The sequence below is a fragment of the Xanthobacter aminoxidans genome (genome assembly GCF_043193615.1).
GTDB classification, from domain to species: Bacteria; Pseudomonadota; Alphaproteobacteria; order Rhizobiales; family Xanthobacteraceae; genus Xanthobacter; species Xanthobacter aminoxidans.
Genome location: NZ_JBAFUS010000001.1, coordinates 1,315,499 through 1,338,916, shown reverse-complemented (window position 1 = coordinate 1,338,916; position 23,418 = coordinate 1,315,499). Strand labels below are relative to the sequence as shown.

At 67.6% G+C, this 23,418-nt stretch carries 20 protein-coding genes; 12 read left to right on the top strand and 8 right to left on the bottom strand.

All coding sequences use genetic code 11. The features are described 5' to 3' along the window. Positions 1 to 90: 90 nt before the first annotated feature. The 6 genes from frc (V5F74_RS06015) (at position 91) to V5F74_RS05990 (ending at position 6,824) form a co-directional block, all read left to right on the top strand. Positions 91 to 1,368, top strand: a complete 1,278-nt coding sequence (gene frc, locus V5F74_RS06015) for a formyl-CoA transferase (RefSeq protein WP_029555271.1) — start codon at positions 91 to 93, stop codon at positions 1,366 to 1,368. An 85-nt stretch (positions 1,369 to 1,453) separates the two neighbouring features. After that, positions 1,454 to 1,897, top strand: coding sequence for a PAS domain-containing protein (locus V5F74_RS06010; RefSeq protein WP_250167176.1), 444 nt, complete (start codon positions 1,454 to 1,456; stop codon positions 1,895 to 1,897). 130 nt (positions 1,898 to 2,027) lie between these two features. After that, positions 2,028 to 3,281, top strand: coding sequence for a formyl-CoA transferase (gene frc, locus V5F74_RS06005; protein ID WP_168459886.1), 1,254 nt, complete (start codon positions 2,028 to 2,030; stop codon positions 3,279 to 3,281). A 474-nt stretch (positions 3,282 to 3,755) separates the two neighbouring features. After that, positions 3,756 to 4,958: an ADP-forming succinate--CoA ligase subunit beta gene (gene sucC / locus V5F74_RS06000; RefSeq protein ID WP_394006839.1), complete on the top strand. Its 1,203-nt coding sequence runs from the start codon at positions 3,756 to 3,758 to the stop codon at positions 4,956 to 4,958. Beyond that, entirely contained in the window at positions 4,958 to 5,842 is an 885-nt protein-coding gene (sucD, locus tag V5F74_RS05995) for a succinate--CoA ligase subunit alpha (RefSeq protein WP_394006837.1), read from the top strand. The genes sucC and sucD overlap by 1 nt, the downstream gene beginning before the upstream one ends. A 208-nt stretch (positions 5,843 to 6,050) precedes the next feature. Beyond that, positions 6,051 to 6,824 (top strand): fumarylacetoacetate hydrolase family protein, encoded by a 774-nt coding sequence (locus V5F74_RS05990; RefSeq protein ID WP_394006835.1) that lies wholly within the window; start codon positions 6,051 to 6,053, stop codon positions 6,822 to 6,824. A gap of 21 nt (positions 6,825 to 6,845) precedes the next feature. Here the strand turns inward: V5F74_RS05990 and V5F74_RS05985 are convergent, their stop codons facing one another. From V5F74_RS05985 to V5F74_RS05975, 3 genes are all read right to left on the bottom strand, one after another. Next, positions 6,846 to 7,097, bottom strand: coding sequence for a GlsB/YeaQ/YmgE family stress response membrane protein (locus V5F74_RS05985; protein ID WP_024280333.1), 252 nt, complete (start codon positions 7,095 to 7,097; stop codon positions 6,846 to 6,848). A gap of 211 nt (positions 7,098 to 7,308) precedes the next feature. Further along, the gene (gene ppdK / locus V5F74_RS05980; RefSeq protein ID WP_029555266.1) at positions 7,309 to 9,966 is read right to left on the bottom strand and encodes a pyruvate, phosphate dikinase; all 2,658 of its coding nucleotides are present in this window, start codon (positions 9,964 to 9,966) and stop codon (positions 7,309 to 7,311) included. Positions 9,967 to 10,087: 121 nt separating this feature from the next. Further along, on the bottom strand, positions 10,088 to 10,228 hold the full coding sequence (locus V5F74_RS05975; RefSeq protein ID WP_081762717.1) for a DUF3096 domain-containing protein: 141 nt from the start codon (positions 10,226 to 10,228) through the stop codon (positions 10,088 to 10,090). Between the two features lie 286 nt (positions 10,229 to 10,514). Here V5F74_RS05975 and V5F74_RS05970 point away from each other — a divergent pair, with 286 nt between their 5' ends. Continuing rightward, a complete protein-coding gene (locus tag V5F74_RS05970) occupies positions 10,515 to 11,384 on the top strand; it encodes an MBL fold metallo-hydrolase (protein WP_197022921.1) in 870 nt (289 codons plus the stop codon). Between the two features lie 261 nt (positions 11,385 to 11,645). Here the strand turns inward: V5F74_RS05970 and V5F74_RS05965 are convergent, their stop codons facing one another. From V5F74_RS05965 to V5F74_RS05955, 3 genes are all read right to left on the bottom strand, one after another. Beyond that, positions 11,646 to 12,584: a TorF family putative porin gene (locus V5F74_RS05965; RefSeq protein WP_029555264.1), complete on the bottom strand. Its 939-nt coding sequence runs from the start codon at positions 12,582 to 12,584 to the stop codon at positions 11,646 to 11,648. 388 nt (positions 12,585 to 12,972) lie between these two features. Beyond that, complete coding sequence (locus V5F74_RS05960; protein WP_394006832.1) at positions 12,973 to 13,797, bottom strand: protease inhibitor Inh/omp19 family protein; 825 nt, start codon at positions 13,795 to 13,797, stop codon at positions 12,973 to 12,975. Positions 13,798 to 13,934: 137 nt separating this feature from the next. Then, positions 13,935 to 14,906 carry a 2-hydroxyacid dehydrogenase gene (locus V5F74_RS05955; RefSeq protein WP_394006831.1) on the bottom strand — a complete coding sequence of 324 codons (972 nt, stop codon included), beginning with the start codon at positions 14,904 to 14,906 and terminating at the stop codon, positions 13,935 to 13,937. 357 nt (positions 14,907 to 15,263) lie between these two features. On the opposite strand from V5F74_RS05955, the gene V5F74_RS05950 reads away from it, so the two are divergent. From V5F74_RS05950 to V5F74_RS05930, 5 genes are all read left to right on the top strand, one after another. Beyond that, positions 15,264 to 16,337, top strand: coding sequence for an ABC transporter ATP-binding protein (locus tag V5F74_RS05950; RefSeq protein WP_250167184.1), 1,074 nt, complete (start codon positions 15,264 to 15,266; stop codon positions 16,335 to 16,337). A 112-nt stretch (positions 16,338 to 16,449) separates the two neighbouring features. Then, positions 16,450 to 17,763: an ABC transporter substrate-binding protein gene (locus V5F74_RS05945; protein WP_029555260.1), complete on the top strand. Its 1,314-nt coding sequence runs from the start codon at positions 16,450 to 16,452 to the stop codon at positions 17,761 to 17,763. A gap of 287 nt (positions 17,764 to 18,050) precedes the next feature. After that, the gene (locus V5F74_RS05940; protein ID WP_374251619.1) at positions 18,051 to 18,902 is read left to right on the top strand and encodes a carbohydrate ABC transporter permease; all 852 of its coding nucleotides are present in this window, start codon (positions 18,051 to 18,053) and stop codon (positions 18,900 to 18,902) included. Positions 18,903 to 18,952: 50 nt separating this feature from the next. After that, complete coding sequence (locus tag V5F74_RS05935; protein WP_029555259.1) at positions 18,953 to 19,843, top strand: carbohydrate ABC transporter permease; 891 nt, start codon at positions 18,953 to 18,955, stop codon at positions 19,841 to 19,843. Between the two features lie 123 nt (positions 19,844 to 19,966). Next, positions 19,967 to 20,470, top strand: a complete 504-nt coding sequence (locus tag V5F74_RS05930; protein ID WP_197022919.1) for a TIGR00645 family protein — start codon at positions 19,967 to 19,969, stop codon at positions 20,468 to 20,470. Between the two features lie 58 nt (positions 20,471 to 20,528). Here V5F74_RS05930 and V5F74_RS05925 read toward each other — a convergent pair whose 3' ends face one another. Both V5F74_RS05925 and uxaC read right to left on the bottom strand, forming a co-directional pair. Beyond that, positions 20,529 to 22,007, bottom strand: a complete 1,479-nt coding sequence (locus V5F74_RS05925) for a mannitol dehydrogenase family protein (RefSeq protein WP_394006828.1) — start codon at positions 22,005 to 22,007, stop codon at positions 20,529 to 20,531. Continuing rightward, positions 22,004 to 23,416, bottom strand: a complete 1,413-nt coding sequence (gene uxaC / locus V5F74_RS05920) for a glucuronate isomerase (protein ID WP_394006826.1) — start codon at positions 23,414 to 23,416, stop codon at positions 22,004 to 22,006. The genes V5F74_RS05925 and uxaC overlap by 4 nt, the downstream gene beginning before the upstream one ends. Positions 23,417 to 23,418: the final 2 nt, after the last annotated feature.

Genomic DNA, 23,418 nt, shown 5'->3' with positions numbered 1-23,418 from the left:
CGGGGCCTCAGGTCCCGCCACCCAACCCGACGACCTAAAATAATAAAAGTAAAACCGGGAACGAAAACAGAGCGGAATTGTGAGGATACGATGGGCAAGGCACTAGAGGGGGTCCGCATCCTGGACTTCACCCACGTTCAGTCCGGACCGAGCTGCACGCAGCTGCTCGCCTGGTTCGGCGCGGACGTCATCAAGGTGGAGCGTCCCGGCGAGGGCGACGTGACGCGCGGCCAGCTCCGCGACGTGGACGGCGCCGACAGCCTCTATTTCACCATGCTCAACTCGAACAAGAGGTCGATCACCCTCGACACCAAGAACCCCGAGGGCAAGGCCGTCCTCGAGCAATTGGTGCGCCAGTGCGACGTGCTGGTCGAGAATTTCGCGCCGGGCGCGCTCGACCGCATGGGCCTCACCTGGGAGCGCCTCTCCACCATCAATCCGCGCCTTATCCTCGCCTCCGTGAAGGGCTTCGGCCCCGGTCCGTTCGAGGATTGCAAGGTGTATGAGAACGTCGCTCAGTGCGCGGGCGGCGCCGCCTCCACCACCGGCTTCCGCGACAGCCTGCCCATGGTCAGCGCCGCGCAGATCGGCGACTCGGGCACCGGCCTCCACCTCGCGCTCGGCATCGTCACCGCGCTGTTCCAGCGCGAGCACACCGGCCGCGGCCAGCGCGTCCTGTGCGCCATGCAGGACGCGGTGCTGAACCTCTGCCGGGTGAAGCTGCGCGACCAGCAGCGCCTCGCCAACGGCCCGCTCAAGGAATACAGCCAGTTCGGCGAAGGCATCCCGTTCGGCGACAGCGTGCCCCGCGCCGGCAATGATTCCGGCGGCGGCCAGCCCGGGCGCATCCTGCGCTGCAAGGGCTGGGAGCACGATCCCAACGCCTACATCTATTTCATCACCCAGGCCCCGGTCTGGGAGAAGATCTGCGACGTCATCCACGAGCCCGAGTGGAAGACCGACCCGAACTACGCGACGCCGGCCGCGCGCCTGCCGCACCTCAACGAGATTTTCACGCGCATCGAAGCGTGGACCATGGCCCACACCAAGTTCGAGGCCATGGAGATCCTCAACAAATACGACATCCCCTGCGGTCCCATCCTCTCCATGAAGGAGATCGCCGAGGATCAGTCGCTCTACGCCACCGGCACGCTGGTGGAGGTGGAGCACCCGATGCGCGGCACGTATCTGACCGTCGGCAACCCCATCAAGCTCTCGGACAACCAGGTCGAGGTGGAGCGCTCGCCGCTGCTCGGGGAGCACACCGAGGAGGTGCTCGCCGGCGTGCTTGGCCTCGCCCCCGACCGCATCGACGCCCTGCGCGCCTCGGGCGCCATCGGCACCCCCCGCCGCATGGCGGCGGAATAGCAGCTACGCCTCGGGGCGGCGGTCCTCAGGGGGCCGCCCCATCGCCGGCGACGGCGGGAGGTGACAGGTTCGAAAGGAAGACGTGATGAGTGCGGCCCTCGATCTTGCTCAGCTGATGGATGCCGTGGCGGACGCCATCGTGGTCTGCGACAAGGCCGGCGCCATCGCGCTCTGGAATCCGGCCGCCGAGCGCATGTTCGGCTTCACGCCCGACGAAGCCATGGGGCAGTCGCTCGACATCATCATCCCGGAGCGCCAGCGCCAGCGGCACTGGGACGGCTATCACGAGACCATGCGCACCGGCGTCACCCGCTACGGGACGACGCTCTTGCGCGTGCCGGCCATCCACAAGGACGGCCACGCCTTGTCCATCGCCTTCACCGTCGCCCTCCTCGTGTCCGAGGCGGGCGTGCCCACGCACATCGTCTCGGTCATCCGGGACGAGACGGCGCGATGGAAGGAGGAGCGCGACCTTCGCAAGCGCCTCGCGGACGCCGAGACGCAGATGAAGGCGGCATCCCAAGCATGAGAGACCGGGCAAACCGGCGGGTGAAGCCGGCGGCGGCCCCGTGCCGTGACGCCGGAAGGTTTCGGGACTGCGGATGCCTCGCGTGACGCCGTCCCGCTGTTGAAGACCAGTTTTTGAAAAGGGAACGCAAATGACCAGCAAGCCGTTGGAAGGCATCAAGATCATCGACTTCACGCACGTTCAGGCCGGCCCCGCCTGCACGCAGCTCCTCGCCTGGTTCGGCGCGGACGTCATCAAGGTGGAGCGTCCCGGCTCGGGCGACGTGACCCGCAACCAGCTGCGCGACATCTCCAATGCCGACGCGCTGTACTTCACCATGCTGAACTCCAACAAGCGCTCCCTGACCCTGGACACCAAGACCCAGGAAGGCAAGGAAGTGCTGACGAAGCTCATCAAGGAGAGCGACGTCCTCGTCGAGAACTTCGCCCCCGGCGCGCTCGACCGCATGGGCTTTACCTGGGAGCACATCAACGAGCTGAACCCGGGCATGATCGTCGCCTCGGTGAAGGGCTTCTCCGACGGCCACCACTACGAAGACCTGAAGGTCTACGAGAACGTGGCGCAGTGCGCCGGCGGCGCGGCCTCCACCACCGGCTTCTGGGACGGCCCCCCCACCGTGTCCGCGGCGGCGCTCGGTGACTCGAACACCGGCATGCACCTCGCCATCGGCATCCTCACCGCGCTGCACGCCCGCAACAAGACCGGCAAGGGCCAGAAGGTCGCCGTGTCCATGCAGGATGCGGTCATCAACCTCTGCCGCGTCAAGCTGCGCGACCAGCAGCGCCTCGACCGCGTGGGCTACCTCGAGGAGTACCCGCAGTACCCGCACGGCACGTTCTCGGACGTGGTTCCGCGCGGCGGCAACGCGGGCGGCGGCGGCCAGCCCGGCTGGGTGCTGAAGTGCAAGGGCTGGGAGACCGATCCCAACGCCTACATCTACTTCACCGTGCAGGAGCAGGCCTGGGGCAAGGTGGCGGAAGCCATCGGCAAGCCCGAGTGGATCAACGATCCCGCCTACAACACCGCCCGCGCGCGCCAGGACAAGATCTTCGACATCTTCGCGGTGATCGAGGCGTGGCTCGCCGACAAGACCAAGTTCGAGGCGGTCGACATCCTGCGCAAGTTCGACATCCCCTGCGCCCCGGTGCTCACCATGAAGGAGATCGCCGAGGACAAGTCCCTGCGCGAGAGCGGCACCATCGTGGAAGTCGATCACAAGCAGCGCGGCAAGTATCTGACCGTCGGCAGCCCGATCAAGTTCTCCGACATGAGCGTGGAAGTCACCGGCTCCCCGCTGCTCGGCGAGCACACCGACGAGGTGCTGGCGGAGCTCGGCTATTCCCCCGAGCAGATCAAGTCCATGCACGAAGGTCGCGTGGTCTGATCTGAGGGATTGAAGCCTGCGCGGGCTCGCAGCGAACGTCATGGCCGGGCTTGTCCCGGCCATCCACGTCGCGACGATGGCGCAGTCTTCCGAAACCTGATCCCGGCCGTCCCACGTGGATGGCCGGGACAAGCCCGGCCATGACGCCGAAACTGATTGCGTCCGAGGTCGGATCGTCCCCGTGGATGATCCCTGTCATTCCCGGCCTTGCCCGATGCGCTGAGCGCTCCGGCCGCCGGCTTCACGCCGCCCCTGAGGGGAGAGGCGATCTTTCGTCCGCAAGGACGGTCCGCAAAATTCACCTCGCCGAGTGCGTCACGCCTCGCGCCCCACTGGCCCCACGCCCCCACTGGCGTCGTGTCGCACTGGAGCGTGCGCGCGATTGGGTGCAGACTGCGACTTTCGTCGCAATGGGCAGCCAAAGCGCACCTTGAGCCGCGGCAAACGCGGCCCTCGACGAGGGAGGAAACCCCGATGAACATTCATGAATACCAGGCCAAGGCCATCCTCCGCGATTTCGGCGTACCGGTCTCCCGCGGCTTTCCCGCCTTCACCCCCGAAGAGGCCGAGGCCGCGGCCGGCAAGCTCGGCGGCATCGCCTTCGTGGTGAAGGCGCAGATCCATGCCGGCGGACGCGGCAAGGGCAAGTTCAAGGAGCTGCCCGAGGGCGCCAAGGGTGGCGTCCGCGTTATGAAGACCGCCGCCGACGTGAAGGCGAATGCTGCCGAGATGCTCGGCAATACGCTCGTGACGCTGCAGACCGGCGCGGACGGCAAGCAGGTGAACCGCCTTTACATCGAGGAAGGCGCGCTCATCGACAAGGAATTCTATCTCTCCATGCTGGTGGACCGCGCGACCTCGCGCGTCGCCTTCGTGGTTTCCACCGAAGGCGGCATGGACATCGAGGAGGTGGCGCATTCCACGCCTGAGAAGATCCACACCTTCTCCGTGGACCCGGCCACCGGCGTGCAGCCCCTGCACGGCCGCAAGGTGGCGCAGGCCCTCGGCCTCACCGGCGATCTCGCCAAGCAGGCCGGCGCGCTCACCGCCAACCTCTACAAGGCCTTCACCGAGAAGGACATGAGCCTTCTGGAGATCAACCCGCTGGTGGTGACGAAGGACGCGCGCCTCGTCTGCCTCGACGCCAAGGTGGGCTTTGATTCCAACGCGCTGTTCCGCCACTCGGACGTGGCCCAGCTGCGCGACGAGAGCGAGGAGGATTTCAAGGAGATCGAGGCCTCGCGCTACGATCTCTCCTACATCGCGCTCGATGGCACCATCGGCTGCATGGTCAATGGCGCGGGCCTTGCCATGGCCACCATGGACATCATCAAGCTCTATGGCCGCGAGCCCGCCAACTTCCTCGACGTGGGCGGCGGCGCCACCAAAGAGAAGGTGACGGCGGCCTTCAAGATCATCACCGCCGATCCGAATGTCGAGGGCATCCTCGTGAACATCTTCGGCGGCATCATGCGCTGCGACGTGATCGCCGAGGGCGTCATCGCCGCCGTGCGGCAGGTGGGGCTGAAGGTGCCGCTGGTGGTGCGCCTCGCCGGCACGAACGTGGACGAGGGCAAGAAGATCATCCGCGAATCCGGGCTCAACGTGATCCCCGCTGATGATCTGGACGATGCGGCGCAGAAGATCGTCGCGGCCGTGAAGAAGGAAGCTGCGTGATGTCCGTGCTGATCGACGCCAACACCCGGGTCATCACCCAGGGCTTCACCGGAAAGAACGGCACGTTCCACGCCGAGCAGGCGATCATGTACGGGACGAAGATGGTGGGCGGCACCTCCCCCGGGAAGGGCGGATCGGTGCATCTCGGCCTGCCGGTGTTCGACACCGTGCTGGAGGCGAAGGAAGCCACCGGCGCCGACGCCTCGGTGATCTACGTGCCGCCGGCCGGCGCGGCCGATGCCATCCTTGAGGCGATCGACGCGGAAATCCCGCTCATCGTCTGCATCACCGAGGGCATTCCCGTGCTCGACATGGTGAAGGTGAAGCGGGCGCTCTCCGGCTCCAAGTCGCGCCTCGTGGGTCCGAACTGCCCCGGCATCGTGACGGCAGGGCAGGCCAAGATCGGCATCATGCCCGCCAACATCTTCAAGACGGGGTCCGTGGGCGTGGTCTCGCGCTCCGGCACGCTGACCTATGAGGCCGTGTTCCAGACCTCCCAGGAAGGCCTCGGCCAGACCTCGGCGGTGGGCATCGGCGGCGATCCGGTGAAGGGCACGGAATTCATCGACGTGCTGGAGATGTTCCTCGCCGATCCCAAGACCCAATCGATCGTGATGATTGGCGAGATCGGCGGTTCGGCCGAGGAGGACGCGGCCCAGTTCATCGCCGACGAGGCTCGACAAGGCCGCAAGAAGCCGATGGTGGGCTTCATCGCCGGCCGCACGGCCCCTCCCGGCCGTCGCATGGGCCATGCCGGCGCCATCATCTCCGGCGGCAAGGGCGGCGCAGAGGACAAGATCGCGGCCATGGAGGCGGCGGGCATCCGCGTGTCGCCCTCGCCGGCGCGCCTCGGCAAGACCCTCGTCGACGTGCTGAAGGGCTGAGGGGAGACGGCTGCGGCTCCTTTGCGGGGCGCTGTTCCCCCAAACGGGCGTCATGCCCGGGCTTGTCCCGGGCATCCACGTCGGGCCGATTGTGCCTTTACCTGCGGAAAATTCCCGGCCGAGCCACGTGGATGGCCGGGACAAGCCCGGCCATGACGGCAGGCTCGGTGAGCCAGAGGCTCTAAAACAATCACCAGAGGAAACACCCATGACCACCTGGCTGCGCTTCGCCGCCGACGGAAAGACTGGCTTTGGCACGCTTCAGGGCGACACCATCGCCGTGAACGAGGGCTGCATGTTCGCGGGCGCCACCGCGACCGGCGCGACCGTGAAGCTCGCCGATGTGGCGCTGGAGGCGCCCTGCGCCCCCTCCAAGATCATCGCGCTGTGGAACAACTTCCATGAGCTCGCGGCCAAGCTGAAGGTGGCGGAGCCCGCCGAGCCGCTCTATCTGCTGAAGGCCACCACCTCCGTCTCCGCGCCCGGCTCCGTCGTGCGCCGGCCGGCCTCTTATGAGGGCAAGACGGTCTATGAGGGCGAGCTGGGCATCGTCATCGGCACGACGCTGACCAACGTTTCCGAGGCGGAAGCCGCGGCCGGCATCTTCGGCTACACGGTGGTCAACGACATCACCGCCGCCGACATCCTCAACCGCGACCCGACCTTCCCCCAGTGGGCGCGGGCCAAGGGCATCGACGGCTACGGCCCGTTCGGTCCGTGGATCGTGACGGATTTCGACCCCGCCGCGGCGCGCGTGCGCACCATCCTCAACGGGCAGGAGCGGCAGAACTACCCGCTCGCCGACATGATCTTCCCGCCGGCGCTGCTGGTGTCGCTCCTCTCGAAGGAGATGACCCTGAACCCCGGCGACCTGATCGCCTGCGGCACCTCGGTGGGGGTCGGCACCATGAAGGAGCCGACCAACACCATCGAGATCGAGATCGCCGGCATCGGCACGCTGGTGAATACCTTCGTGCAGTGAGCGCCGGTCAGGGCCGGGCGGTCAGCCTCTGACCGCCCGTGCGCCGGCAATGAGGATGCAGGCACCCACGAAGCCGGCGACGAGATAGCCGAGCCAGCCGGCGAAGCCCACGCCCAGCAGCCCGAACAGGAAGCTGGCGATGGCGGCGCCGATGATGCCGAGGATGATGTTGGTGAAGAGGCCGGTGTCGCTCTTCATGAACATGGAGGCGAACCACCCGGCAAAGCCGCCGATGATGATGGCGGCGATCCAGCCCACTTGCGCCTCTTGCATGGTGTCCCTCCGATATACCGCCCCGCTCGCGTGGGGGCGCGGAGGAAACGGTACAGCAGGCCAACGGTTCCGGCCACGCTCGCGAATGGACAGCAAAAAGGCCGCCCTGAGGCGGCCTTTTCAGGATCTTGCCGTCGGCCCCGGTCTTCGACCGAGGCCAAGGGGCACGCTCAGGCGCCGCGCGGGCTTAATCGCGGGGCGCCCCGGAAGCTCACTTCTTCAGCGCCGCCTGCGCCGCCGCGAGGCGGGCGATCGGCACGCGGAAGGGCGAGCAGGAGACGTAGTTGAGCCCCACCTCGTGGCAGAAGGCCACCGAGGCCGGATCACCGCCGTGCTCGCCGCAGATGCCGAGCTTGATGTCGGGACGCGACTTGCGGCCGCGCTCCACGCCGATCTTCACCAGCTCGCCTACGCCGTCCACGTCGATGGAGACGAAGGGGTCCACCTCCAGAATGCCCTTCTGCACATAGGGGCCGAGGAAGGTACCGGCGTCGTCGCGGGACACGCCGAAGCAGGTCTGGGTGAGGTCGTTGGTGCCGAAGGAGAAGAATTCGGCGCCCTTGGCGATCTCCTCCGCCCGCAGCGCGGCGCGGGGCAGCTCGATCATGGTGCCCACCTGGAAGGTGAGGGTGGCGCCGGTCTCCTGCTCCACCGCCTTGGCGGTGTCGCGGATCACCTTGTCCACGATGTCGAACTCGGCCTTGGTGGCGATGAGGGGCACCATCACCTCGGGCACCACCGCCTCGCCGGTCGACTTGGCGGCGATGACCGCCGCCTCGAAGATGGCGCGGGCCTGCATCTCTGCGATCTCGGGGAAGGCGATGGCGATGCGGCAGCCGCGGAACCCGAGCATCGGGTTCACTTCGTGCAGCTCCTTGTAGCGCCGCTCCACCCGCTCGATGTCCACGCCGAGGCTTTTCGCCACCTCCGCCGTCTCTTCCGCCGTGTGGGGGAGGAACTCGTGCAGCGGCGGGTCGAGCAGGCGGATGGTGACCGGCAGGCCCTTCATGATCTCGAACAGCTCGACGAAGTCGTCGCGCTGCATGGGCAGGAGCTTGGCCAGCGCCGAACGGCGGCCGGCCTCGTCGTCGGCGAGAATCATCTCGCGCACGGCGAGGATGCGGCCGGCGTCGAAGAACATGTGCTCGGTGCGCGACAGGCCGATGCCCTCGGCGCCGAACGAACGGGCCATGCGGGCGTCCGCCGGGGTCTCGGCATTGGCGCGGACCTTGAGCTTGCGCACCTTGTCGGCCCAGCCCATCAGGGTCGCGAATTCGCCGGAGAGTTCCGGCTGGAGCATCGCCACCTCGCCCGCCAGCACCTGGCCGGTGCCGCCGTCGATGGTGATGAGGTCGCCCTTCTTGAAGGTCTGGCCGTTCACGGTCAGCGTCTGGGCGGCATTGTCGATGCGCAGCGCACCGGCGCCGGAAACGCAAGGCTTGCCCATGCCGCGCGCGACCACCGCCGCGTGGGAGGTCATGCCGCCACGCGCGGTGAGGATGCCCTGGGCGGCGTGCATGCCGTGGATGTCTTCGGGCGAGGTCTCGACGCGGACGAGGATGACCTTCCGGCCCTGCTCCTTCCACGCCTCGGCCTCATCCGCCGAGAACACGATGGCGCCGGCCGCCGCGCCCGGAGAGGCGGGCAGGCCCGTGGCGATCACCTTGCGCTCGGCCTTGGGATCGATGGCAGGGTGGAGCAGCTGGTCCAGCGCGGCGGGATCGACCCGGCCGACGGCCTCCTGCTCGGTGATGAGCCCTTCCGCGGCCAGCTCCACGGCGATGCGCAGGGCCGCCTTGGCGGTGCGCTTGCCGGAGCGGGTCTGGAGCATCCAGAGCTTGCCCTTCTCCACCGTGAACTCGAGGTCCTGCATGTCACGGTAGTGGTTCTCGAGCACATGCGAGATGCGCTCGAACTCCTTGAAGGCGTCGGGCAGGGCGACTTCCATGGAGGGCTTGTCGGAGCCGGCGGCCTTGCGGGCCTTCTCGGTGAGGTCCTGCGGGGTGCGGATGCCCGCCACCACGTCCTCGCCCTGGGCGTTCACCAGGAACTCGCCGTAGAGCGCGTTCTCGCCGGTGGACGGATTGCGGGTGAAGGCGACGCCGGTGGCCGAGGTCTCGCCCATGTTGCCGAACACCATGGACTGCACGTTCACCGCCGTGCCCCAGCTCTCGGGAATCGAGTGCAGGCGACGGTAGGTGATGGCGCGGGCGTTCATCCAGGACGAGAAGACGGCGCCGATGGCGCCCCAGAGCTGCTCGTGCGGGTCCTGCGGGAAGGGCTTGCCCAGCTCGGCCTCGACCTTCGCCTTGTACTTCACCACCAGGGCCGCCCAGTCGTCCGCCGAGAGGTCGGTGTCGAGGGTGTGGCCGTGCTGGAGCTTGTAGTGCTCCAGGATCTCCTCGAAGTGGTGGTGGTCCACGCCGAGCACCACGTCGGAATACATGGTGATGAAGCGGCGGTAGCTGTCATAGGCGAAGCGCCGGTCGGCGAGACGGGCCACCGCGTCCACGGTGGCGTCGTTGAGGCCGAGGTTCAGCACCGTGTCCATCATGCCGGGCATGGAGGCGCGGGCGCCCGAGCGCACCGAGACGAGCAGCGGGTTCGACGCATCGCCGAACGACTTGCCGGTGAGCTGGCCCACCTGAGCGAGCGCGGCTTCCACCTCGCCCTTCAGCTCGGCCGGATAGGTTTGGCCGTGGGCGTAATAATAGGTGCACACCTCGGTGGTGATGGTGAAGCCGGGAGGGACGGGCAGGCCGAGGTTCGACATCTCGGCGAGGTTCGCGCCCTTGCCGCCGAGAAGGTTCTTCATGTCGGCTTTGCCCTCGGCCTTGCCGTCGCCGAAGGTGTAGACCCATTTCGTCATGTGGGTTGGCCCCGTTTGGGATTATGCAGAGTGGCGGGATGCTTTAACGTGCAGCGCACAAAGCATCAACTGGGCAATCGGACGGCCGTTCCTGCGCGGCCCCTTCTGAAGCCGTCGCGGATCAGTGCCCCATGAGGCCGGTGACGCCCACGATGATGAGGTAAATGGCGACCAGCACGTTCAGAAGTCGCGGGAAGGCGAGGATCAGGACTCCTGCAATCAGCGCGACCGCCGGCTGAACGATGACCATGTTGAAAGACATTGTGAAGCCTCCCCTTTCGTCCGGGCGGCCCGAACAGCCTCCGTCGCCGCCGCGGCGCACGATTGCCGATCCGGGGCGCAAGGTCCATGGGGGGCGTCGCGCGGCGTGATCGCACGGCCGGCGCGGGGCTGGCAGGGCGGCTCACGCTGGCGTTACGTGCGACGACATTGCGCGGGCGGCGCAACACGGCACAATCGTGTCATCCGCATTTCGCCGGAACATCCGAGCACCCCTCGCCGCCGCCCATGCCCGCGGAGCGGGGCGGGCGCGACCGATGGGAGCCGCCATGTCGTCCCCTGCCTTCGCCGCAATGCCGAATGCCGTGGCTGCCAACTGCCGCAGGGGAAGTCTGCGCGCGCTCCTCGCCGCGTCTGCCTTCGGGGTGCTGGCGCTGTCGGCAGGGACCGCGCTGGCGCAGCCAGAAAAGTGCCCGCGCATGGTGGCCGAGCGGCCCAAGGTGCGGCTTGCGGCGCTGGATGCGGCCATGCTGCGGCTCGCGGAGGCCACGGGGCCGGTGCACCTGACCTTCATCGGCCATGCGAGCTTCCTCATCGAGAGCCCGGCCGGGGTCAGCATCGTCACCGACTACAACGATTATGTGCGGGCGAATCTGGTGCCGCGCATCGTCACCATGAACCATGCCCACGACACCCACTACACGGACGCGCCCGACCCCGGCATCGAATATGTGCTGAAGGGCTGGGGGCGGGACGGGGCGCCGGCGCACCATGAGGTGACGGTAGAGGACGTGTGGATCCGCAACGTCCCCACCAACATCCGCCGTGGGGCGGGGACGGAATATGACGGCAATTCCATGTTCGTGTTCGAGGTGGCGGGCGTGTGCATCGCCCATCTCGGGCACCTGCACCACCTTCTGACCAAGGACCACCTGGAGGCGCTGGGCCGCATCGACGTGGTGCTCGCGCCGGTGGACGGCTCCTACACGCTCGATCTCGAAGGCATGGTGGAGGTGCTGAAATCCATCAACGCGCCGCTGGTCATCCCCATGCACTACTTCAGCCAGTACGGGCTGGAGCGCTTCCTGGCGCGGCTGGGGCAGGAATGGACGGTTCAGCGCTCCGCCGAGCCGTTCGTGCTGCTCAGCCGGGAGACCCTGCCCAAGACCCGCACAGTGCTGGTGCTGCCGGGGCGGTAGGGGCGGTGAGGGCAGGGGAGCGCCGGCAGGTATTCCCAACCGTCATCGCCCGCCTCGTGCAGGCGATCCACGGCGCGGCCGGGCTGCCACGTCGAGACCCGGCACCGTCCGTGCGAGCCGGTGGATGCCCCGGACGGGCCGGAGCATGACGCCGTGTGGCTGCAATGGCCGTCCTGAGCCCTTGTGCCAAAAGAAAAAGGCGCCGCGCAGAGCGCGACGCCTTTGTTCTGTCTCGACCCGGGTCAGGCGACCCGGCCGACCTCACTTGAGAGCGAGGAAGGAGGTGTCGAAGGAGAGGCTGGCCACGTAGCGGTCGCCGCAGACGTTCTTCAGGCCCGAGATCACGCCGCAGGTGCCCATGGAGGCGAAGCCGACGCCGGACACGTAGGACGGGCTGGAGGTGAGGGTGCTGCCGTAGTAGCGCAGGTCGAGGGTGGCGGCCTTGTAGGTGAAGGCGGCGCCCACGTTCCAGGTGGTGTAGGAGGGCAGCTCGTAGTTGGCGACGAAGATGTTGCCGAGGTCGGTCTGACCGAGCCACTGATAGCCGAGCTCACCCGAGATGTAGAAGCCCACGTCCTTGACCGGGCTCCACTTGGTGAAGTCGATCTTGGCAGTGCCCGACAGGTAGGTGCCGGTGGAGCCGGAGCCCGCGTAGCTGTTGGTGTAGTAGAGGTTGGCGCCGACGGTGAACACGTCGTTGAAGACGTAGGTCGGCTTGAAGTAGACTTCCCAGTAGTCGATGTTGACCGAGGGAATGCCCGCGCCGAGCGAGTTCACGGCGATCTCGCCGGGATAGTAGTAGTAGACGAAGCCGACGTCAGCGGTGAAGGCGCCCCAGGTGTGGCGCAGGCCGCCGTACAGGTCGATCTCAGCCGAGGCGTCGGTCAGGCCGGTGAAGCCGCCGAACTGGTTGATCGGGGGGAAGTCCACGTTCGAGGCGAAGATGCCGGCGTAGACCCAGTCGAACAGGCGCAGCTCGGCATAACCCTGAACGGTGGGGTTGCCGTCGGTCTGCGAGATGCCGCGGAACACGTAGTCGGTGCCGAGCTTCACGCCGAACGCCACGTCCCACAGGGGAGTCTCAGGCGCCGGAGCGGCCTTCACGGGCATGGGAGAGCTCAGGTCCGCGGCGCCGGCGGCACCCACGGAAGCGGCTCCGGCCAGGAGCATGGAAGCGGCCACGACTGCAATCTTGTTCATAACGGTTTTCCCCGCAGCGATCTGGAATGATAAAAATCAGGTCGCGGCTTCAAGTCCAATGCGAAATTTGAGGCAGCGATTGCATCCGCTTTAGGCAAACCGTTGCAGTTGCTGGATTCTGCTGTTGCATGGTTGCAACGCACTGTCCCGAAACGGTACGGCGGCCCGTTCCTGCCAGGAAAATGATGTGCCGGGAAAGGGGTCGGGCGCCTCAAAAAGGCCATGGAAATGGTATTATGATCCGGCGAGGTGACGCTTTCCGATCACAGGGCCCGTCACACGGGTGACTCATGGGCGTGACTCGGAGCACGCCCGGGTCGGTCGGAACGGCCATAGGGGCCGACCGCGGAGGCTGCCCCGGCGCGAGGTCGGGGCCGATGCCCGAGTGTCAGGGGCGCGTCATCAGCAGCGGGCGCCCGCGTTCCGGCGTGCGGGCCCAGCCGCCGTCTTCCTGCCGGGCGAAGCGGATGACCGAGGCGCCGCCCTCGCCGCGCACGAGGATGTTGCCGCCCTCGATGTCCCACGCGGTGGGACCGAAGCGCAGCAGGGCCGCATCGCAGCCGCTGGCGATGCTCAGGCGGAACCCGCCGCCCTTGGCCGGCGAATCGAGGAGCGTCACCCGGCACACGGGCGTCCCCACCTGTCGGGCGAGGTCCCAGTCGCCGACCACTTCCTCGGGCTTCAGCTCGGTGCCTTCGGCCACGGCGGGGTTGGCGAGGAAATAGACGCCGTCGCCTTCGCGCAGCGCCTCGTAGCTGCCTTCGGTGCCCTCGGTGAACTCGGCGACGGTGCGGCCCTGCGCATTGAGAAGGCGGATGGAGCCGGAGGGATCGGGCAGCCAGGCGACGACCTGCGCGGAAAAGCCGATGTCGGCGCAGGCGGGCCGGTCGAACTCCACCGCGAGGCCGGGGCCGGCGGCGTCGGGCTTCAGGGCGAAGGCGCAGCCGCGTGCGCCGTCGGCGCTGGAGAGCCGGAGCGGCGCGGCCATGCGGGCCGCCGCCTCACGCACAGCGGGATCGAGCTTCGGCGCCACGGTGGCGGCCGGCGGCTTCGCGGCCGGATCGGCCTTCTGGGCGAAAGCAGGCGCGATGGCGATCAGGCCGGCAAGAAGGGGGGCGGCAAGAAGGGGGGCGGCAAGGAGAGGGGCAGCAAGCACGCGGCACAGCGCGCCGCGGCGCGTTTGAACCCGCGGAAAATCGTTCAGATGCGCCATGCTGCCCTCCACGACGACCCGCGCCCCGGTCGCCCCGCCGCGTCGCGCTGCGAGTTTAGCACCGCGCGGGCAGGGGATCATCAGGCACGCGCGCCGGCGCGAGGACCGGCGCGTCGCAGCCCGGGGGCGTCCGTGGGTCAGCCCCGCGGCCAGGGCGTCTCCGCGACGGGGGTCAGCGGCCCCTTGCCGTCGAAGAAGGAGAGGATGTTGTCCACCACCAATTGTCCCATGGCGGCGCGGGTAAAGTGGGTGGCGGAGCCCACGTGCGGCAGCAGCACCACGTTGTCGAGGGCGAAGAAGGCCTCCGGCACGTTGGGCTCGTCCTCGAACACGTCGAGGCCGGCGGCGAGGATGGTGCCCGACTTAAGCGCCGAAAGCAGCGCCGCCTCGTCCACCACGGTGCCGCGCGCCACGTTGATGAGGATGCCGTTGGCGCCCAGCGCCGCCAGCACCTCGGCATTGATGATGTGGCGCGTGGCCGGTCCGCCGGGAAGAATCGCCACCAGCACGTCCACCGCCCGCGCCATCTCCACGAGGTCGGGATAATGGCGATAGGCCACGTCCGCCTGCGGCCGCCGGCTGTGATAGACGACGGGCACGGAGAAGGCCTCAAGCCGCTTGGCGATGGCCTTGCCGATGCGGCCCATGCCGAGGATGCCCACGGTGCGGTCGCGCAGGGTGGGGCCGAGGGGAAAGGCGCCCTTGGTCCACTGTCCCGAGCGCACGAAACGGTCGCCCTGGGGGATCTGCCGCACGGTGGCGAGCAGCAGGCCGAGGGTGAGGTCGGCCACCTCCTCGTTCAGCACGTCCGGCGTGTTGGTGACGATCACGCCGCGCTTCGCCGCCGCCGCCGCGTCCACCGTGTCGTAGCCGACGCCGAAATTGCCGACGATCTTCAGGTTGGGCAGGCGCGCCATGAGCGCGTCGTCCACCTTCACCTTGCCGCGGGTGGCGATGGCCTCGACCGCGCCGGCATTGCTGTCGTTCAGGGCCTCCAGCGGCACCAGGGTGAAGCGGCCGGAAAGCTGGCGCTCGACGACCTCCTCCATCACGGAGCCGGTGAGGAGAAGGGCCGGGCGGGCGGCATCGGTCATGGCAGATCCGGTCATCGCAAGTCTCCGCTATGGCGGCTGGGCAGGAAAAACGGATGGAAATGTCACCGGCGGGCCGGCGGGAGCGCCGCCCCCTGAACCCGCGCCGGAGCCCGCAGAGCACGGCCGGAAACGGCCATCCCCTCGGCGGGAGGGGTATCTCTAGCCCCATATCAGACCTTCGTCCAATGGAGCTTCAATCGTTTTAAATTTCCACTTGATCCCGTTCTCGCCTCGCACCATGATCGCGCCGCGTTCCGGAAGGGGCGCCCGGCCGGAGGTCTGTTCCGGCCCAAGAATGGTGCGGCTGCATCGGGCAAGGTCCTCAAGGGCCCCCGCGCGGCACGAGGAAACGGCGAGGGGAGAGGACGCTGCATGGCGACCGTGGACATTCGCGGTGTGAAGAAGGCCTATGGGTCGACGCAGGTCATCCATGGCGTGGACGTGGACATCCGCGACGGTGAGTTCGTGGTCCTGGTCGGCCCCTCGGGCTGCGGCAAGTCCACGCTGCTGCGCATGATCGCCGGCCTCGAAAACATCTCCGGTGGCGAAATCCTGATCGGCAATCGCGTCATCAACGAGATGCCGCCGAAGGAACGGGACATCGCCATGGTGTTCCAGAACTACGCGCTTTATCCGCACATGACGGTGGCGGACAACATGGGCTTCTCGCTGAAGCTGCGCAAAGCCCCGAAGTCCGAGATCGAGAGCCGGGTCCAGCGCGCCGCCGAGATCCTGAACCTCACCAAGCTGCTCGACCGCTACCCCCGCCAGCTCTCCGGCGGCCAGCGCCAGCGCGTCGCCATGGGCCGCGCCATCGTGCGCGATCCGCAGGTGTTCCTGTTCGACGAGCCGCTCTCCAATCTCGACGCCCAGCTGCGCGTGCAGATGCGCACCGAGATCAAGGAACTGCACCAGCGGCTGAAGACCACCACGGTCTACGTCACCCACGACCAGATCGAGGCCATGACCATGGCCGACAAGATCGTGGTGATGCACGACGGCATCGTGGAGCAGATCGGCGCCCCGCTCGACCTTTATGACCGGCCCGCCAACCAGTTCGTCGCCGGCTTCATCGGCTCGCCCTCCATGAACTTCGTCAAGGGCAAGGTGCGGCTCGGCGCCAATCCCATGCTGGTGACGGACAGCGGCGTCGAGGTGCCCCTGCCGGACGCGCAGGGCCTCGCCGACGGGCAGAAGGTGGTCTACGGCCTGCGCCCCGAGCACATCCGCCTCGATCCCGCGGGCGTGCCGGCGCAGGTGGTGGTCACCGAGCCCACCGGCTCGGAGATCCTGGTCGTCGCCCGTCTGGGCGAGGGGGCCGCGGCGCAGGAGATCACCTGCCTGTTCCGCGAGCGGCTGAGCTTCAGCCCCGGCGAGACGATCCGCATCGCGCCGCAGCCGGGCCTCACACATCTTTTTGACGAGGCGACCGGCAGTCGCCTCTGACAAGGTCCGGTACCGTGCCGGGCTTCGGTACGATCAGGGGGAAAGAAGACCGTTCGAGACTGTCGTCCGAAACGGCCCATCCTCGAGGAAACGCTTCACGGGAGGAAGACCAATGACCATTTCCAGACGTGACCTTCTCATGAGCGGCGCGGGCCTTGCGGCCGGCGCCATGGCCCTGCCCATGCTCTCCACCAAGGAGGCCATCGCCCAGGCTGTCGCCAAGTTCGAGCCGGAGGCCGGCGCCTCGCTGCGCCTGCTGCGCTGGTCGCCGTTCGTGAAGGGCGAGGAAGACGCCTGGATCGCCAACACCAAGAAGTTCACCGAGGCCACCGGCATCGAGGTGCGCATCGACAAGGAGAGCTGGGAGGACATCCGTCCCAAGGCCGCCGTCGCCGCCAACGTGGGCTCCGGCCCTGACATCGTGTGGGTGTGGTTCGACGACGCCCAGCAGTATCCCGACAAGCTGCTCGACGTGACCGACCTCGCCGACAGCCTCGCCAAGCAGTATGGCGGCTATTATCCGGCCTGCGCGGCCTATGCGACGGTCAAGGGCCGCTTCGTCGGCCTGCCGCTCGCCACCATCGGCAACGCGGTGGTCTATCGCGACAGCTGGGTGAAGCAGGCGGGCTTCTCCGAATTCCCGAAGGACACCAAGGGCCTTCTCGAACTTGGCAAGGCGCTCAAGGCCAACAACCACCCCATGGGCTTCACGCTGGGCCATGGCGTGGGTGACGGCAACAACTTCTGCCACTGGGTGCTGTGGAGCCACGGCGGCAAGATGGTGGACGAGAGCGGCAAGGTGGTCATCAACTCGCCGGAGACCGTGGCCGGCCTGAAATACGTGGCCGAGCTGTACAAGACCTTCATCCCCGGCACCGAGAGCTGGCTCGACGTGAACAACAACCGCGCCTTCATCGCCGGCGACCTGTCGGTGACGGCGAACGGCGTGTCGGTCTATTACGCGGCGGCCAACGACCCCAAGCTCGCCGAGATGGCGGCGGACATGAAGTCCACCAACTTCCCGGTCGGCCCCGTCGGCAAGAAGGTGGAACTGCACCAGACCACCACCGCCTGCATCTTCAAGTATTCGAAGTTCCCCAAGGCGGCGCAGGCCTATCTCGCCTTCATGTTCCAGGCCGACCAGTACAATGCCTGGCTGACCGGCGCGAGCGCCTATTGCTGCCAGACGCTGAAGAGCTTCTCCAACAATCCGGTGTGGACCTCCAAGCCCATCCACGCCGCCTATGCGCTCGCCTCCGAGACGTTGCAGCCCAACGGCTACGCCGGTCCGCTCGGGCCGAAGTCGGCCGCGGCCATGGCCGACTGGATCGTCGTGGACATGGTGGCGGAAGCCGCCACCGGCCAGCGCACGCCAGAAGAAGCCGCCAAGCGCGCCCAGCAGCGCGCCGAGCGCATCTACCGCTGAGGCGGGACAGACGCCTTCATCCTCCTCCCCTCTCAACTCGCGAGTGAGGGCTGGAGGTGAGGGCCGATGCGGGGTGGGGGGAGCAAACCCCTCACCCGTCTCGCGGCTGCGCCGCGATCCACCCTCTCCCGCAAGGGGAGAGGGGCTTTCCCTCCCGGTCGGGAGGCGCTCGTCAAAATGCTTCCGGAGACCCATTCATGGCCAACGTCGCAGCGGCTGAGCCGACCCACAAGCGGTCCTTCTGGGCCGGCATCGGTCAGGGCCGGCACGTGCTCGGCATCGCCTTCATGGTGCCGGCGGCCGTCTTCCTGCTGTTCTTCCTCACCTATCCCCTCGGCCTCGGCGTGTGGCTCGGATTCACCGACACGCGCATCGGCCGCGAGGGCGTGTTCATCGGCCTCGAGAACTACGAGTCGCTCTGGGGCGACAGCCTGTTCTGGCTGGTGGTGTTCAACACGCTCCTCTACACCATCGCCGCCTCGATCCTGAAGTTCGGCCTCGGCCTGTGGCTGGCGCTGCTGCTCAACGAGAACCTGCCGTTCAAGGCCTTCTTCCGCGCCGTGGTGCTGCTGCCGTGGGTAGTGCCCACCGTGCTCTCGGCCATCGCCTTCTGGTGGATCTTCGACAGCCAGTATTCGATCATCTCCTGGGCGCTCATCAAGATGGGGCTCATCTCCGCGCCCATCAACTTCCTCGGCGACGTCACCAACGCCCGCGCCTCGGTCATCGCGGCCAATGTCTGGCGCGGCATTCCCTTCGTCGCCATCTCGCTGCTGGCGGGCCTCCAGACCATCTCGCCCTCGCTGCACGAGGCGGCGACGCTGGACGGCGCCACCAACTGGCAGCGCTTCCGCTACATCACGCTGCCCATGCTCTCGCCGATCATCGCGGTGGTGATGACCTTCTCGGTGCTGTTCACCTTCACCGATTTCCAGCTGATCTACGTGCTGACCCGCGGCGGCCCGCTGAATTCCACCCACCTCATGGCGACGCTCTCCTTCCAGCGCGCCATTCCCGGCGGCTCGCTGGGCGAGGGCGCGGCCATCGCCGTGGCCATGATCCCCTTCCTGCTGGCGGCGATCCTGTTCAGCTATTTCGGCCTGCAGCGCCGCAAGTGGCAGCAGGGCGGGGCCGACTGAGCCCGCCCTCAAAGCCCCGCGCGCCGCCCCCCAATTCTGCGAGGACCCCCATGGCCCAGCCCCAACCCGTTGAGATGACCGACAATTCCACGGGCATGAGCTATCTCGACAGCCTGCCCCGGCGGGTCGTCACCGTCTTCCTGCCGCTCATCGTCTTTGTCTTCGTGCTGCTGTTCCCGTTCTACTGGATGGCGATCACCGCCATCAAACCGAACTTCCAGCTCACCGATTACAACAACTACTCCCCGCTCTGGGTGGTGGAGCCGACGCTGGAGCACATCAAGTATCTCCTGTTCGAGACCTCTTATCCCCACTGGCTGTGGAACACGGTCTACATCTCGGTGGCGGCGACCGTCATCTCGCTGGTGACGAGCGTGTTCGCGGCCTATGCCATTGAGCGCCTGCGCTTCAACGGCTCGCGCTGGGTCGGCCTCGGCATCTTCCTCGCCTATCTGGTGCCGCCCTCCATCCTGTTCATTCCGCTCGCCATCATGGTGTTCGGCCTCGGCATCTACGACACCAAGCTGGCGCTGATCCTCACCTACCCCACCTTCCTCGTGCCCTTCTCCACCTGGCTGCTGATGGGCTACTTCCGCTCCATCCCGTTCGAGCTGGAAGAGTGCGCGCTGGTGGACGGCGCCTCGCGCTGGCAGATCCTCATCAAGGTGCTGCTGCCGCTCTCGGTGCCGGGGCTGATCTCGGCGGGCATCTTCTCCTTCACCCTGTCGTGGAACGAATTCATCTACGCGCTCACCTTCATCCAGTCGTCGGAGAACAAGACCGTGCCGGTGGGCGTGCTCACCGAGCTGGTGCGGTCGGACGTCTATGAATGGGGATCGCTGATGGCCGGCGCCCTCATCGGCTCGCTGCCGGTGGTGATCCTCTATTCCTTCTTCGTGGACTATTACGTCTCGTCCATGACCGGAGCGGTGAAGGAGTAGGGCACACCCTTCCGGGGGCCGCGCCTGCCGAATTTGCCCGCTTGCCCTCGCGCGCGCGCCGTGGCACCCCTTGCCGCGGCTCGTTGCGGTGCATCATGCGCCGGGGGAAAGCGGGGGTGAGGGATGATCGAGCGGGTGATCGAAGGGATCTTGTTCCGCAGCCGCTGGATTCTCGCGCCCTTCTATGTCGGCCTCGTCGTGGGCATGCTGGTGCTGCTGTTCAAGTTCGGCCACGAGCTGCTGCACTTCGTGCTGCACGCGGTCTCGGCCACCGAGAGCGACATCATCCTCGGCATCCTCGCTCTGGTAGACCTGACGCTCACCTGCAACCTCGTGGTGATCGTCATCTTCTCCGGCTACGAGAACTTCGTGTCGAAGATCGATCCCGACGGCCACCCCGACTGGCCGGACTGGATGACGCGGGTGGACTTCACCGGCCTCAAGCAGAAGCTGCTGGCCTCCATCGTCGCCATCTCGGCCATCCAGCTGCTCAAGGCCTTCATGAACCTCGACAAGGGGAACATGAGCGAGAACACGCTCATGTGGTTGGTCATCATCCACATGGTGTTCGTGGGATCGAGCCTGGTGCTGGCCTGGTCGGACAAGCTCTCCAACAACAAGCACTGAGCGGCGCGGGCGCCTCGTGTGCCCTCGGCCCCGGTCTCTGACCGGCGCCGGGAGGGCTTCACCCGCCCGCCATCTCCTCCACCGTCGCCGCGGCACCGCGCGCCATGAGGCGGGCCAGCGCCTCGCGCACCGGGCCGGCGAAGCGCGGGTCGGCGCCGAGGTCGGCGAACACCTCGCGCACCGAGAGAAGCGCCGGCGCGAGCCGCGTCGCATCGGGACCGGCCTCGTCCGCCAGCGCCTTCAGGCGGGCGGCGAGGGGGTCGCGCACGTCGATCATGCCACCCTGCTCGTCCCGCCCGGTCACGTAGCGCATCCATCCGGCGACGCCGAGGGCGAGGAGCGGGATGGGCGCACCCGTCGCGAGGCGGTCGCGCGCGGTGGCGACGAGGCGCTGGGGCAGCTTCTGAGAGCCGTCCATGGCGATCTGCCACGTGCGGTGCCTGAGCGCCGGATTGGCGAACCGCTCCCGAAGCGCGCGCTTGTAGGCGGCCACATCCACGCCCGCGGGCAGATGCAGCGTGGGCGTCACCTCCTCATCCTGAAGGCGCGCCACCAACCGGGCGAAGGCGGGCACCGCCATGGTGTCGGCGATGGTGGCGTGGCCCGCGAGATAGCCGAGATAGGCGAGGGTGGAATGGGCGCCGTTCAGCAGGCGCAGCTTCATGTGCTCGAACGGCGCCACGTCCGACACCAGCTCCACGCCCACCTCCTCCAGAGGCGGCCGGCCGAGGGGGAAATGGTCCTCCACCACCCATTGGGTGAAGGGCTCGGCCATCACCGGCCACGCATCTCCCATCCCCAGCCCGGCGGCCACCAGCGCGCGGTCGTCGTCCGTGGTGGCGGGCACGATGCGGTCCACCATGGTGGAAGGGAAAGCGACCTCACCCGCGACGAAGCGGCCGAGATCATCGTCGCGCAGGGCCGCGAGGCGGGCCGTCACCCGCGCCACGGTCTTGCCGTTGGCCGGGAGGTTGTCGCAGGTGAGCACGGTGAAGGGGGCGATGCCGGCGGCGCGGCGGCGGGCGAGGGCCTCCACCAGAAAGCCGGGCGCGCTCACCGGCCGGTGCGGGTTCGCCAGATCGGCGCGGATGTCCGGGTGCGCCTCGTCCAGCGTGCCCGAGGCGGGATCGTGGCAATAGCCCTTTTCGGTGACGGTGAGGGTGACGATGCGCACGCGCGGATCGGACATGGCCGACAGCAGCGCCTCGGGATCGCGCGGCGCCACCAGCAGCCGGCGGAGCGATCCGATGACGCGCAGCTTGTCCCCCGCGCCCGAGCGTTCGGCGAGCGTGTAGAGGCCATCCTGCGGATCGAGCGCGTCCGAGGTGTCGGGCGAGCGCAGGCTGGCGCCGCAGATGGCCCAGCCCGTGTGCCCGCGCGCGAGGATGGCGTCGAGATAGGCCGCCTGATGGGCGCGGTGGAAGGCGCCGACGCCCAGATGCACCACCCCCACCTCCGCCGCCGCAATGTCATACGCCGGGCGGGCGACGGCGGCGGGCAGGTCGGCGAGGGTCGAAAGCGAGAGCCGGGGGCTCAAAGCCTGTAGGCCTTCTTGGCGAGCCCATAGGCCAGATCGCGCGCCACCTCTACCGCCTCGTCCTCGTCCAGCCGGTGCTCGCACACGAGCTCGGCGAGGAAGCCGCAATCGATGCGCCGCGCCACGTCATGCCGGGCGGGGATGGAGGGGAAGGCGCGGGTGTCGTCGTTGAAGCCCACGGTGTTGTAGAAGCCGGCAGTCTCGGTTGTCATGGCGCGGAAGCGCTTCATGCCCTCCGGGCTGTCATGGAACCACCACGCCGGGCCGAGCCGCAGCGCCGGGTAATGGCCGGCCAGCGGCGCCAGCTCCCGCGCGTAGCTCGTCTCATCCAGCGTGAAGAGGATGATGGTGAGGCCGGCTTCGTTGCCGAAGCGGTCCAGCAGCGGCTTCAGCGCGCGCACATATTCGGTGGGGGAGGGGATGTCCGCCCCCTTGTCCCGGCCGAAGCGGGCGAAGATCTGGCCGTTGTGGTTGCGCACCGCGCCGGGATGGATCTGCATCACCAGCCCGTCCTCCAGGCTCATGCGCGCCATCTCGGTGAGCATCTGGCCGCGGAACAGCTCGGCATCCTGCGCGCTCACGGGTGCATTGCCGGTGACACGGCGGAACAGTGCCTCGGCCTCCTGCGGCGGCAGGTCGAAGGTCGCGGCGGTGGGGTGGCCGTGGTCGCTGGAGGTGGCGCCGAAGGTCTTGAAGAAGGCGCGCCGCTTGCGGTGGGCGGCAAGATAGCCCGGCCAGGAGAAGGTGTCCTCCCCTGTGATCTCGCCGAAGCGGCGCAGGTTCGTGGTGAAGCCCTCGAACTCCGGGTCCACCACCGGATCGGGCCGATAGGCCGTCACCACTCGCCCGCCCCAGCCGCTGGCGCGGATTTCCGCATGGGCGGAAAGGTCGTCCAGCGGGCTCTCGGTGGTGGCGATCACCTCGATGTTGAAGCGCTCGAACAGGGCGCGGGGCCTGAACGCCTCCTGTTGCAGCTTATCGGCGATGAGGTCGTAGGCGGCATCTGCGGTCTTCTCGCTGAGACGCTCCTCAAGACCGAACAGGGTGGCGAAGGCATGGTCCAGCCATGCCCGCGTGGGGGTGCCACGGAACAGGTGGTAGTTGGCCGCGAACAGGCGCCAGATGGCCCGCCCATCCTGCTCCGTCTCGCCGCCGTCCGCGCGGGGAACACCGAGCTTTTCCAGGGGGATGCCCTGGCTGTAGAGCATCCGGAACACATAATGGTCCGGCACCACGAACAGCCGCGCGGGATCGGGGAAGTTCTCGTTGAAGGCGTACCAGCGCGGGTCGGTGTGGCCGTGGGGCGAGACGATGGGCAGCGTCTCCACCTCCCCATAGAGCCGGCGGGCCACCGCGCGCACGGACGGATCGGCGGGCAGCAGGCGATCGGGATGGAGGAGGCTGGACACGG